Origin of the sequence: Saccharopolyspora sp. NPDC049357 (assembly GCF_040677225.1) — a bacterium.
Taxonomy (GTDB): domain Bacteria; phylum Actinomycetota; class Actinomycetes; order Mycobacteriales; family Pseudonocardiaceae; genus Saccharopolyspora.
This window is the reverse complement of the sequence record NZ_JBFAQJ010000059.1, coordinates 21,077-33,762: the sequence shown is the minus strand read 5'-3', so window position 1 is coordinate 33,762 and position 12,686 is coordinate 21,077. Positions and strand designations below refer to the sequence as shown.

Genomic DNA, 12,686 nt, shown 5'->3' with positions numbered 1-12,686 from the left:
GCGGGGGGGGCGCACGTGTCATTCCGATCTCTGAGGCGCGTTTTGTTTTGCGCCGCGTGGCCTCCCGTCCGGGGCCGCCCGGGGGGGGGGCGGGGGGCCCCCCCCCCGCGGCCGCGGTCATCCCGCTGCGAAAGCCCGCATCGAGACCAGGACTGCCGAACCAGGTCCACCGTGGAGCCCCACCTCCGGCGGCGAGCCGGGTTCCGCACGCGCGACGGCGGCAGGTTTCCGCCGCGCTACAGCCTGATCAGCGCGGGACCTTCACATCTTTCTGCTCCAGGACCACTTTTCGCCCTTCCAGCGGAGCGCTGAGGCTCACCGCCACCGGCGGGTACCTCAGGTCCATCGTGCAGATGCCCGGTGGCTCCGGAGTCTCCTCCACCAGGATGATCTTCACGTGGTCCGCGGTCTGCTCCGCCACTTCGGCGTGCACCTTGCTGCAGCCGCCCTCCTGACCGGAGGCGACTACTGCGGTACCGTTGTCCTGGGTCCAGACCTTCTTCGGATATCCTTTTGGCAGCAGCGAAAGATCGATGGCCTCTGCGGCCACCGGCTTCCGTTCCGGTTCAGGTTTCGGCTGAACCGGCCCGGGAGGCACCGGCGGTTGACCACCGAACCCCACGTCGTTGGCCGGCTGTTGGGCGCAGGCTGCCAGAACGATAAGCAGACTCCCCGCGCCCACTGCAGTGTGTAGGCGTCTCATACCTCTAAGACGGACGCTCGGGAGTCAGCGGTTGCGTCCCGGCCGAGGTGGATCACTCCACACCTTTCACACAATTCACCCGGCCGGGTGCGCCAACCGCGGTCAGCGTCCGAGGACGCCGTTCATCCAGTTCTCGATCCAGGCCGCCATCTCGGCGGAGCTCCGCGTCCACTTGAAGTGGTCCACCGGCCCGCCCGCGTCGTCGGCCGTGTAGTGCCGGGCGGTGCGGTCGGCGCGGATGGAGTGCTTGACCAGGTCGTCCATGGACGAGGTCGGCGCCAGCTCGTCGTTGTCCACGGTCACGGTGAGCAGCGGGGTCGTCACCTCGGCCAGGGCGGCGTCGTAGTCGAGATCGGACCCGGTCAGCCGCCAGCGCCCGGTCCGCGCCTGGCGCGCCCAGTCGCGCATCAGTCCCGTCGCCTGCCTGCCGCCGAAGACGTAGCCGGGCCAGTACCCGAGCAACGTCGAGGCCAGCGCGATCGTCTGGGTTCCCAGCAGTGAGTAGTAGTACTTGGCCAGGCCCGGATAGCCCCGGTACCAGACCGAACCGGTGGCGATCAGCGCCGCGCCCCGGATCCGGCCGGGATTGGCGGCGGTGTGCAGCAACGCGATCTGACCGCCGAGGCTGTGACCGAGGACGAACCGGGGCGCCCTGGGGAAGACCGATTCGACCAGGTCGAGCACGGCGTCGAGGTCGTCGACGAAGTCCTGGTAGCCGAAGTGGACTCCGCGCTGGGGCCGGGGCTTGTTCTCGCCCTGACCGCGCACGTCGTACGACACCACGGTCATGCCGAGCTGGTGCAGCTCGGCGACGAACCGCCGGTAGTAGCCGGCGGGTACGCCCATGGCCGGCGCCAGCACGGCGACCGGCGCGCTCGGGTCGTCCTGCTGCAACGCGCGCACCTTGATCCGGTACTGGCCCGCGGGGACCACGCCGAGCACGGGAGCGGGCGCGTCGATCTTCCGGGTCGTGACCTCATCCACGCGCACAGATTAACGGAACTAGCACGTTCCGTCTGTGTCCCCTATCGCAGTCGCCGCGGCCCGGTGTCCGGAACCGCCGCGGACTCGCCCAGCGACACCCTGGCCCCGGTGACCGCAGCACCGTTCGGCGAGGCCAGAACCGGCTGCAACACCAGCTGCCGCACCTCGGGCAAGTCCTCGGCCAAGGTCGCCACCCGCAGCACCAGGTCCTCCAGCGCCGACAGGTCGGCCGGCTCCACGCCCCGGTACCCGACCAGCAGCGGCGCCGCCCGAGGCGCGCGCACCAGCGTGGCGACGTCGACGTCGGTCAACGGCAGCGCGCGGTACGCCTTGTCCCCCAGCAGCTCGCTGGCCACGCCGGAGAGCCCGAACGAGACCAGCGTGCCGAACGAGGGGTCGTCGATGAGGTCGATGACGCACGAGGTACCGCGCCCGGCCATCCGCTGCACGTAGACCTCGTCGATCCCCGAGACCCGACGCACGTCGGCGTACGCCGTGCGCACCGCCTCCGGACTGCCCAGGTCCAGCCGGACCCCGACCAGGTCGTTGCGGTGCCGCAGCTTGGCGCTGGTGGACTTCAGCACCACCGGGTAGCCCAGCTCCTCGGCCGCGGCGATCGCGCCGTCGACGTCGGAGACCTTGCGGAAGGGCACCACCTCGATGCCGTAGCAACCCAGCAGGCGCACGGTGCGCTCGTCACCGAGCTCCACCACGCCCTCGGCCAACCACTGCTCGACCAGCGAACGCGCCTGCTCCCCCTCCACCTCCGGGCGCACGAAGTGCCCCTTCGGCGCCGCGCGCCACTTCGCGTAGCGGGTGACGCGGGCCAGCGCGAGCACCGAGCGCTCCGGGCTCGGGTACGACGGCACCGAGCCCTTGCCCGTGGTCCCGTCCGGTCCGGGCACCACCAGTTCGTCCGGCACGCCCTCCGCCGCCAGGAAGGTGGTCACCACCGGCTTCGAACGCGCGGCGTCGGCCTCCTGCAGCGCGTTCCGCAGCGCCCGCGCGTAGGCGGTTCCGGGCACCGCCACCGGCGGCGCGAACACCGTGATCAGCGCGTCGACGTCGTCGCGCAGGGCGGCATCGCGCACCGCGGCGGCGAACTCCTCCGGCCCGGCAACAGCCCCGACGTCGACCGGCTCGTGCGCCAGCTGCAGGCCCTGCGCCTGGGCCACGTCGGCGGCGATCATGCCCAGCGCCGACGAATTGCCCACGATCGAGACGCGATCGCCCTGCGGCAGCGGCTGGTGGGCGAGCAGCAGCGCGGTGTCGAACATCTGCGCCACCGACTCGACCCGGATCACGCCGGACTGCTCGAACAGCGCCTGCACGCTCGTCTCGTCGATCTCCACCGTGGTCGCGGCCAAGCCCGCGCGCACCGAGTTGCGACCCGACTTGACCACCACGACCGGCTTGCTCCGGGCCAACCGCCGGGCGAGCCGCCCGAACTTGCGCGGATTGCCGAACGATTCCAGGTACAGCAGCACGACATCCGTGGCCGGGTCCGTCTGCCAGTACTGCAGCAGGTCGTTGCCGGACAGGTCGGCGCGGTTGCCCGCGGAGACGAACGTCGACAGCCCGAGCCCGCGCTCGGTCGCGGTCTCCAGGATCGCCACGCCCAGCGCACCGGACTGGCTGAAGAACCCGGTGCGGCCACGTCCGGGCAGCTGCGGCGCGAGGCTCGCGTTGAGCCGGAACTCCGGGTCGGGGTTGACCACGCCGAGCGCGTTGGGGCCCACCACCCGCATGCCGTGCACGCGAGCGGCCCGCACCATCTCGCGCTCGACCTCACGTCCCTCCGGCCCGGACTCGCTGAACCCGGAGGAGACGATGACCAGCGTCTTCACGCCCTTGGCCAGGCAGTCGTCGAGGACCTCGTTGACGCTGGCAGCGGGAATCGCCACCACGGCCAGGTCGACCTCGTCGGGGATGTCGAGCACCGAGGGGTAGGCCCGCACGCCGCGCACCGAGCGGTGCTCGGGGTTGACCGGGTAGACCGGGCCGCTGAAGTCCGCGGTGAGCAGGTTGGTCAGCACCGCGTGACCGATCTTGCGGGGATCCGTGGAGGCGCCGATCACCGCCACCGACCGGGGACGCAGCAGGTTGTGCACGCTGCGCGCCTCAGCGGCCTGTTCCCGGGCGCGGGCCACCGCGACCGATTCCTCGGTCGGGTCGATGTCGAACTCCAGGTGCACGACGCCTTCCTCCATGGCCCTGCTGACCTGGTAGCCGGCGTCGCGGAAGACCCGAACCATCGTCGAGTTCTCCGCGAGGACCTCGGCCACGAAGCGCCGCAGACCGCGTTCCTGCGCCGCGGCCGCGAGGTGCTCCAGCAGGATCGAGCCCAGCCCGCGCCCCTGGTGACCGTCCTCGACGACGAACGCGACCTCGGCGGACTTCTGCTCACCGAGCCGGTCGAAGCGGCCGACCGCGACGATGTCGTCACCGAGCAGCGCGACCAGCGCGATCCGGTTGGCGTAGTCGACCTGCGTGAACCGCCGCACGTCGCGCTCCGGCATCCGCGGGTACGGGCCGAAGTACCGGTAGTACCTGGTCCTGTCGCTGAGCCGTCCGTGGAAGGCGAGCAGCTTGTCCTTGTCGGCCGGGACGATCGGCCGCAGGTGCACGGTGCCGCCGTCGGACAGCACCACGTCGGCTTCCCACTGCCGGGGGTAGTCCTGCTGCGGCCCGGCCTCCTCTCCCCGCACTTCGTCCACTTCGGATGCTCCTCAGTCGCGGCTGTCTGCCGGGTCCAGCCCGAGCAACGGGAAAACCGCGTGCCGGGCGTCGCGGATCGCGGTGTCCACCGACGAAGCGGTCACCCCGGTCCAGGGTTCGAAGGACGGGTCCGCCCCGTCCGACATCGACGTCGGCATCGGTACGTTCTGCGCACGCCGGACGGCGTACGCGATCCAATCCTCGGGGATGGTCGTCTCCGGCGCTACGTCCCGGTTCAGCAGCGTCGCCAGCAGGTGGGTCCACGCCCTGGGCACCACGCGGAACAGCGAATACCCCCCACCGCCGAGCGCCAGCCACTTGCCGCCGGCGTAGTTCTCGGCGAGTTCGCGCAGGTTCTGATAGGTCGCGCGCTGCCCGTCGACGGTCATCGACAGGTCGGCGAGCGGGTCCTCGCGGTGCGCGTCGGCGCCGCACTGGGTGACCAGCACCTGCGGGCGGAACTGGTCCAGCACCGAAGGCACCACCGCGTGGAAGGCGCGGCGCCAGTCCGCATCGCCGGTGCCCGGTGGCAGCGGGATGTTGACCGCCGTGCCGTCGGCGTTGCCCTTGCCGACCTCGGTGGCGAAGCCGGTGCCCGGCCACAGCGTCACCGGGTGCTGGTGCAGCGAAATCGTCATCACGCGCGGGTCGTCGTAGAAGGCCGCCTGCACACCGTCACCGTGGTGCACGTCGACGTCGAGGTAGGCGATGCGTTCGACGCCCTGCTCCAGCATCCAGGCGATGGCCACCGAGCAGTCGTTGTAGACGCAGAACCCGGCCGCGTGATCGGCCATCGCGTGGTGCAGTCCCCCGGCGATGTTGACGGCGCGGTCGGCCTGGCCGGACACGATCTGCTCAGCGGCCTTGATGGACGCACCCGCGATCAGGGCCGACGCCTCGTGCATCCGGTCGAAGATCGGGTTGTCGTCGGTGCCCAGCCCGTGCCCGACCTCCCAGCCGCTCAGCGGCGCTGAGCGAACCGCGGCCATGTACTCGGCGGTGTGCACCCGCAGCAGGTCCCGTTCGGTGGCCGGCTCGGGTTTGAGCGTCTCGACGCCGTCGAGCAGACCGAGCGAGTCCGCCAACCGCATGGTCAGGTCCAGGCGGATCGGATGCAGCGGATGGTGCCCGCCGAGGTCGTACTCGAGCAGCGACTCGTCCCAGACCACGGCCAACTGAGAACCCATGGGCGGGACGCTACCCGCAGGAAGCCACCCGCCACAGGGTCTCGGCCGCGTGACCCGCCGAACCGGATCGATCTTGCGAGCGCCTCAGCCCGCGTCCGCACCGGTGGCCGCCGGCCGCGCGGGGTCCGCCGCCCAGTTCGACCACGAGCCCGCGTACAGCGCCGCCGGGTTGCGGGCGTCGGTGATGCCGGCGTGCTCCAGCGCGAGCAGCACCGAGCAGGCGGTCACGCCCGAACCGCAGTAGGCGCCGACCGCGCTGTCGCCGGTGACGCCCAGCGCGGCGAAGCGCTCGGCCAGCTCCTCCGGCGAACGCCAGCGCCCCGACTCACCGGTGTGCTCGCTGAACGGCGCGTTGCGCGCACCGGGGACGTGCCCGGCACGCGGGTCCATCGGCTCGACCTCACCCCGGTAGCGCTCCGGGGCCCGCGCGTCGAGCAGCACGCCGTCGCGAGCCAGCCCGGCCGCCTGATCCGCGTCGATCACCGGCATCGCACCTGGCCGAACCCGGAATCCCCCGTCGCCGGGTCCCGGCGTCTCGGTGGTGGTCGGCTTGCCCTCGGCGGTCCACGCCGCGTAGCCGCCGTCGAGGACGGCGACCGAGCGGTGCCCGGCCCAGCGCAGCAGCCACCACGCCCGGGACGCTGCCGAACCGTTGTCCGCGTCGTAGACCACCACCGGCCGGTCGGCGTCCACTCCGGCGCGGCGGAGCACCTCCTGCAGGGCCGCCGGATCGGGTAGCGGATGCCGGCCCGCCGGGCCCGGCTCGGCCGCCAGCTCGGCGTCCAAGTCCACGAAAACCGCTCCGGGCAAGTGCCCGTGGGCGTAGTCCTCCCGTCCCGGTGGTCCGAGCAGTGACCACCGCACGTCGAGCAGCGTTGGGTGCGGGTCCGCACTCAGCGCGGACATGAGATCATCGGTACTGATCAAGGGATGCATGACGGCCTTTCGAAACCCGCCGACGAGGTCGGTCATCAATCTTGGCTGTCAACTCCCCGGCCACTGACCGTTGTCGCTGGCAGCGACTAGCATCGTGGTTGGGACTTGAATGGGGAGCCGACGTGAACGATCTCATCGATACCACTGAGATGTACCTTCGCACCATTTACGACCTCGAGGAAGAGGGCGTGGTGCCACTCCGGGCCCGGATCGCCGAGCGCCTGGAGCAGAGCGGACCCACCGTCAGCCAGACGGTGGCCCGCATGGAGCGCGACGGCCTGTTGATGGTCGCCGAGGACCGCCACCTGGAGCTGACCAAGGCCGGTCGCGCCCGGGCGATCAGCGTCATGCGCAAGCACCGCCTCGCCGAACGGCTCCTCGTCGACGTGATCGGCCTCGAGTGGGAGCACGTGCACAACGAGGCGTGCCGCTGGGAGCACGTGATGAGCGAGGCCGTTGAGCGCAAGCTCGTCAAGCTCCTCGGTGGTCCCACCACGTCCCCCTACGGCAACCCCATCCCCGGACTCGACGACCTCGGTGTCGATCACGTCGAGAGCGCGGTCGACGGCGAGCTCCAGCGAGTCGACGAGATCGCTCGCAACGGCGGTGGCCGGGCGGTCATCCGCCGCATCGCCGAGCACGTGCAGCTGGACCCCGACCTGATGACCGACCTCAAGGAGGTCGGCATCGTGCCGGGCAACGAGGTCGAGATCCTGTCGGTGGTCGGGGCGAACAAGCCGATCGAGGTGCGCGGCCAGAGCGGTACCGCCGAGCTGACTCCGAGCATCGCCCACGCGGTCATGGTGACCGCCAAGTGACCGTCTCCGAACGCGCGGCGGAGCTGTTCGCCGCTGAGCACGGTCGTGCCGCCAGCGCGGTGTGGTCTGCCCCCGGCCGGGTCAACCTGATCGGTGAGCACACCGACTACAACGACGGTTTCGTGCTCCCGATGGCGATTCCGCACCGGGCGGCGGTGGCCGTCGGACCGCGCGAGGACCGCAAGCTCGTGAGCGCGACGCTGGGCGACGACGGCGAGCTTCACCGAAGCGAAGAGGTCGTCGTCGACGAACTCCGGCCCGGCTCCCCCAGCGGCTGGTCCGCCTTCCCGGCCGGCGTCGCGTGGGCGCTGCGCGAAGCCGGTCATCCCGTACCCGGGCTGAACCTGATGATCGTCGGTGATGTGCCCACCGGTGCGGGCCTGTCGTCCTCCCACGCGCTGCAGTGCGCTGTTGCGCTGGCGTTGCTTGACCACTTGGGCCTGGCGCCGGGCGAGCCGGACGCGCCGAGTCTGGCGGAGATCGCACGGCTCGTGCAGCGCTCGGAGAACGACTACGTCGGCGCTCCCACCGGACTGCTCGACCAGACCGCGTCGCTGCGCTGCGTCGAGTCCAACGTGCTGTTCTTCGACGTCCGCTCCGGCGAGGCCGAGCAGGTCCCGTTCGACCCGCGCAGCGCCGGCCTCGAACTGCTCGTCATCGACACCCGCGCGAAGCACTCGCACAGCGAATCCGGTTACGGAGTACGCCGGAAGGGCTGCGAGCGGGCGGCGGAGCTGCTGGAGGTCAAGGCACTTCGGGACGTTTCGGCGGCGCAACTGCCTGCGGCGTTGGAGCAGCTTCCGGATGAGCTCCAGCCGCTGGTCAAGCACGTGGTCTCCGAGAACGAGCGAGTGCTGTCCACCGTGGAGCTGCTGCGCTCCGGCGGTTACGCCGAGATCGGCCCGCTGCTCAACGCCTCCCACGCCAGCCTCCGCGACGACTACCGCGTCTCCTGCCTGGAACTCGACGTCGCAGCGGACGCAGCGGTGCAGGCCGGTGCACTGGGTGCGCGGATGATCGGCGGCGGTTTCGGCGGGTCGGCGATCGCGCTGATCTCCAGCGCCGACCGGCAGCGGATCGAGTCCGCCGTCCGGTCCGCGTTCGCCGAGCGGAGCCTCACCGAGCCGCGCGTGTTCATCGCGATACCCTCCGCCGGTGGGGGGCGGGACCTGTGACGAGCTCGTCGACCTCCGCTTCCCGCTCAATCGACTAGTTTTCCCACGGAAGGCAGTGCGCAGTTGAAGCTCCTGGTCACAGGCGGTGCCGGTTACGTCGGAAGCGTGTGCGCAGCACGCCTGGTGGAGGCAGGTCACGAGGTCGTCGTGGTCGACGACCTGTCCACCGGGCACGCCGACGCGATCCCGGACGGCTGCAAGTTCGTCGAGGCCGACATCGCCTCCGCGGCGAGCGAGCTGCTCGCGGAGCGGTTCGACGGTGTGCTGCACTTCGCGGCCAAGTCGCTGGTCGGCGAGTCCATGGAGGACCCGCAGAAGTACTGGCAGGGCAACGTCGTCACGTCGCTGCGCCTGCTGGATGCGATGCGCGAGCACGGCACGCCGCGACTGGTGTTCTCCTCGACGGCGGCGACCTACGGCGAGCCCGAGGTCTCCCCGATCACCGAGGACCTCCCGACGCGGCCGACGAACACCTACGGCGCCACCAAGCTCGCGATCGACCACGCGATCACCTCCTACGCGTCCGCGCACGGCATCGGCGCGGTCAGCCTGCGGTACTTCAACGTCGCCGGGGCGCACGGCGCCTTCGGCGAGCGGCACACCGTGGAGACCCACCTGATCCCGATCGTGCTGCAGGTCGCGCTGGGCCAGCGCGAGCAGGTGCAGATCTTCGGTGAGGACTGGCCCACCGCCGACGGCACCTGCGTCCGCGACTACATCCACGTCACCGACCTCGCCGACGCCCACCTGCTGGCGCTGCAGAACGCCGAGGGCGGCCAGCACCGCATCTACAACCTGGGCAACGGCACGGGCTTCTCGGTCAAGCAGGTCATCGACACCTGCCGCGAGGTCACCGGGCACCCGATCCCCGCGAAGGTCGCACCCCGCCGAGCGGGCGACCCCGCGACCCTGGTGGCTTCCAGCCAGCGGGCGCGCGAGGACCTGGGGTGGCAGCCCCAGCGCGCCGACATCGGCGTGATCGTGCGTGACGCGTGGGAGTTCACCCGCGCGCGTCACGCGTCCTGATCGCTTCTTCCGCTTCTTCGCGCACATCAGCAGCCTCCCTCCTCGCCGAGCAGGAGCTGGACGTCGTCGACCGAGTGCTGGGCGACGACGGCCAGCTCCGCGGGCGGAATTCCGGCGTCCATGGCCTGTCGGAGCAGGATGCCGAGGGTGTGCTCGGGCCTGACCCTCTCGATGCGTTCCAGCGCGACGCCCGCCAACGCTCCCTCACCGCGCACGTATGCCGAGAACGCCAGCAGTGCGGCGACCTCGACGAGTTCGGGATCCGGTGCCTTGCGCACCAGCGTCAGCCAGAGCTCTTCGGCCGGACGCGCCAGTTCGCTCAGCGCGGTGCCCATCACGATGTCCCGCACCCGGACGTCGGCGACGGCCTGCAGCACGCCCAGCAGGTCGTCCTCGGTGAGCGCGGAGCCTGCGGCGATGCGCTGGATGGCGCCGAAGACCTTGCGCAGGTCTTCGGTGACGCGTGACGGGTCGTAGGAGTCGATGGCCTCCTCGGTCAGCGCGTCGAGCTTCGCCGACCAGCGGCTGATCACCTCTTGCGATTCGGGCGCGACGAGTTCGCGCAGTTCTTCCCTGCTTCCGAAGGTCACCGACCCCTCGGCGGCCATCACGGCTCCCATCGCGGATTCCTTCGGATCCGCGACGACTCCGCGGCAGCCCTCGTCGAAGTAGCACCGCCACTTCTCGCCGGCCGCGATCTCCGGCACGTGCAGCGCGTGGGCGGTCACGATCCCGGCCTGGAGCAGCGTTTTCCGGACCACCTCGATCAGGCCGAGCATCGGCGGCTCGGAGTCGGGACCGGACTCGTCGGATTCGTGGCACCTGCCGCCGCAACTCTCCGGGCAGCCCGAGTAGTTGGGTTTGTCCCCGACCACGACCATGATCACGCCTTCGACGTTCTTCCTGCTCAGCGGGCCTGTCAGCAGGAACTCGCCGAACGTGCAGGCGTTCGCGGGGCACGGCAGGTCCACGCGCAGGGTCATGCCGAACTTCGGGGTTCCGGTCAGGTCGTGCAGCGTCAGCACCACGAAGGAGTTGACCGGGTTGAACCCGATCATGTGCGGTAGCGCGGCGAGCACGTCACCGGGATCGCTCAGCGATATCTGGGTGTTCAGTCGCGTTGTCATGCCACAACGATGGAGCCGAAAACCCAGCTGGCGAAACCGATTTCGCGAATCTCTGGACAACTTCGTCCGCTGTGGACAGATCAGGGGCGAAACGCTCAAAACCACACCGATCAGCGACGATCGATCAGGCTAACTTCGCCACCCCATCGATCGTTGCTCTCCGCTACCGCAACGGATTTCATGAAATTCGGTCATGAAATCCTTCCGACGGCAGGAATCGAGATGCTGGTGCGCGCCAGGTCCAGCCCCAGCCCGGCCCCCGGCTTGGGGCGCAGCGTGAAGTCGTGATCGCTGGAGAGCACCACCACGCCCAGCCGGTGCCCAGGAGCGAACACGTAGTCGTCGGGCTGCATGGTCACGGTGATCGCGTAGTTCCGCCCCGGCTCGATCGGCGTGGTGCGGTCCAGCGCCTCCCGGTTCTGCGGATCGGTCCACCCGCGGGTGACCACCGAGACCGAACCGTCCGGCGCCTGGTCGACCAGCAGAGCGGTCACGTTTGCCGCCGGCCGGTCGAAGGTCAGCGCCAGGTCAGCCCGCACCTCACCGCTGACCCGCGCCCGCTCGGCGAGCGGCTCGGTGAAGTAGGCCAGCCGGTTCGGAGAACTCGGTGCCGCCGCGAGGTCCTCGGCCAACAGCCCGGCGTCGTCCGTGAGGCCTTCGACCACCTCGACAGCGGGGCTCGCAGCGCTGAGACCACCTCGCTGCGGTCCACCCGCGCTCGGACGCAACACCGTCTCGGCCGCATCCGGAGCGGGCCATTCGGGCTCCTCGGTCCAGCTGCCGTCCTCGCGCTGCACCGTCGCGCGCGGCTCGTCCTCCACGCCGTTGGGCACGTCGTAGAGGTAGCGGGTGAACCAGCGGTTCAGCGTCCGCAGCCACTCCTGCTCGCGCAGCTTGATCGGGTCGGTGTGGCCGGACTGGTGCCACCAGATCTTGTGCGGGACGTCGTGCTCCCGCAGCGCCTGGTACCACTGCGCGGCCTGGCGCGTCTTGACGTTCCAGTCGTTGAGGCCGTGCACCGACAGCACGGCCGCGTGCATCTCGTCCACGTCGTCGAGGTAGTTGCGCTCATCCCAGAACCGGCTGTAGTCGCCGGTGATCCGGTCCTGCTCAGCGGTGAGACCGTCGATCACCGGACGGCAGGGCTCCCTGTCGGCGCGGGTGTGGACGTACTCGGCCAGCACATCGGCGTCCTCGCCCTGGTACCCGCCGGGCGCGACCACGGCACCGTCGGTTCGGTAGTAGTCGTACCAGTTCGAGATCGCCCCGATCGGGACGATCGCCTCGAGCCCCTCGACCCCCGTGGTGGCCACGGCGTTGGGCAGGGTGCCGTTGTAGGAGACGCCCATCATGCCGACCTTGCCGGTCGACCAGTGAGCTCGAACGGGCGCACCGCCGGCGTCGTGGCCGGGTGAGCGGCCGTTGAGCCAGTCCACCACTGACTTGGCGCCGATCGTCTCGTTCTCGGCACCGGTGGTCGGGCACCCAGTGGACTCCCCGGTGCCGAGCGACTCGGCGTAGACCACGGCATAGCCCCTGGCCAACAGGTACTGCTCGTAGGCCCAGTCGATCTCGGCGGAGACGGCGACCCGTTCGTCGCCCGTCGTGCGGCGCGTCGTGCGCGGTCCGGCCTGCTCCGGCACGTGCAGCTCGGTGTCGACGTTGTGGTTGGGCACGTCGTTGCCGCCGGAGAAGTACGGGCTCGCCTGGTAGACCACCGGAACCCGCAGACCGTGCTCGGACTCCTTCGGCCGCACCACCTGGACGTGCACCCGGTCCTGCCGACCGTCGTGGTCGCTGTCGACCGGCGCGGTGACGAACAGGTCCTGGCGCACCGCTTGTGCCGGGTCGAACACCGGCTGCGCTTCACCGTCGGAGAACACCGGTCCCTGCGGCGGTTGGGCAGCCGCCGTGGACCCGACCAGGGGCAGGGCGAAGATCGCCGCGAGACAACCGGTCACAACGCGCCGCATGCAGGGCTCCCGAAGCTGGAAGAAGGACGACAGCAGCAC

10 protein-coding genes are annotated in these 12,686 nt (G+C 70.3%); 3 read left to right on the top strand and 7 right to left on the bottom strand.

What is annotated here, in order from left to right; genetic code table 11:
- Positions 1-247 precede the first annotated feature (247 nt).
- The 5 genes from AB0J91_RS30930 to AB0J91_RS30910 form a co-directional block, all read right to left on the bottom strand.
- A complete protein-coding gene (locus AB0J91_RS30930; protein ID WP_363876018.1) occupies positions 248-550 on the bottom strand; it encodes a hypothetical protein in 303 nt (100 codons plus the stop codon).
- 255 nt (positions 551-805) lie between these two features.
- Complete coding sequence (locus tag AB0J91_RS30925) at positions 806-1,687, bottom strand: alpha/beta fold hydrolase (protein ID WP_363876014.1); 882 nt, start codon at positions 1,685-1,687, stop codon at positions 806-808.
- Between the two features lie 41 nt (positions 1,688-1,728).
- On the bottom strand, positions 1,729-4,404 hold the full coding sequence (locus AB0J91_RS30920; RefSeq protein ID WP_363876011.1) for a GNAT family N-acetyltransferase: 2,676 nt from the start codon (positions 4,402-4,404) through the stop codon (positions 1,729-1,731).
- A gap of 12 nt (positions 4,405-4,416) precedes the next feature.
- The gene (locus AB0J91_RS30915; protein ID WP_363876008.1) at positions 4,417-5,592 is read right to left on the bottom strand and encodes an acetoin utilization protein AcuC; all 1,176 of its coding nucleotides are present in this window, start codon (positions 5,590-5,592) and stop codon (positions 4,417-4,419) included.
- Between the two features lie 84 nt (positions 5,593-5,676).
- Positions 5,677-6,528 (bottom strand): sulfurtransferase, encoded by an 852-nt coding sequence (locus tag AB0J91_RS30910; protein ID WP_363876005.1) that lies wholly within the window; start codon positions 6,526-6,528, stop codon positions 5,677-5,679.
- Between the two features lie 122 nt (positions 6,529-6,650).
- Here AB0J91_RS30910 and AB0J91_RS30905 point away from each other — a divergent pair, with 122 nt between their 5' ends.
- The 3 genes from AB0J91_RS30905 (at position 6,651) to galE (ending at position 9,547) form a co-directional block, all read left to right on the top strand.
- Positions 6,651-7,346, top strand: coding sequence for a metal-dependent transcriptional regulator (locus AB0J91_RS30905; protein WP_132620300.1), 696 nt, complete (start codon positions 6,651-6,653; stop codon positions 7,344-7,346).
- Positions 7,343-8,521, top strand: a complete 1,179-nt coding sequence (gene galK, locus AB0J91_RS30900; protein ID WP_363876002.1) for a galactokinase — start codon at positions 7,343-7,345, stop codon at positions 8,519-8,521. Before AB0J91_RS30905 ends, galK begins: the two co-directional genes overlap by 4 nt.
- 63 nt (positions 8,522-8,584) lie before the next feature.
- The gene (gene galE, locus AB0J91_RS30895) at positions 8,585-9,547 is read left to right on the top strand and encodes a UDP-glucose 4-epimerase GalE (RefSeq protein ID WP_363790717.1); all 963 of its coding nucleotides are present in this window, start codon (positions 8,585-8,587) and stop codon (positions 9,545-9,547) included.
- A gap of 26 nt (positions 9,548-9,573) precedes the next feature.
- On the opposite strand, the gene AB0J91_RS30890 is transcribed toward galE, so the two are convergent.
- Both AB0J91_RS30890 and AB0J91_RS30885 read right to left on the bottom strand, forming a co-directional pair.
- A complete protein-coding gene (locus AB0J91_RS30890) occupies positions 9,574-10,674 on the bottom strand; it encodes a DUF4192 domain-containing protein (RefSeq protein ID WP_363875999.1) in 1,101 nt (366 codons plus the stop codon).
- A gap of 191 nt (positions 10,675-10,865) precedes the next feature.
- Positions 10,866-12,647 carry a Xaa-Pro dipeptidyl-peptidase gene (locus tag AB0J91_RS30885; RefSeq protein WP_363875996.1) on the bottom strand — a complete coding sequence of 594 codons (1,782 nt, stop codon included), beginning with the start codon at positions 12,645-12,647 and terminating at the stop codon, positions 10,866-10,868.
- Between the last annotated feature and the right edge of the window lie 39 nt (positions 12,648-12,686).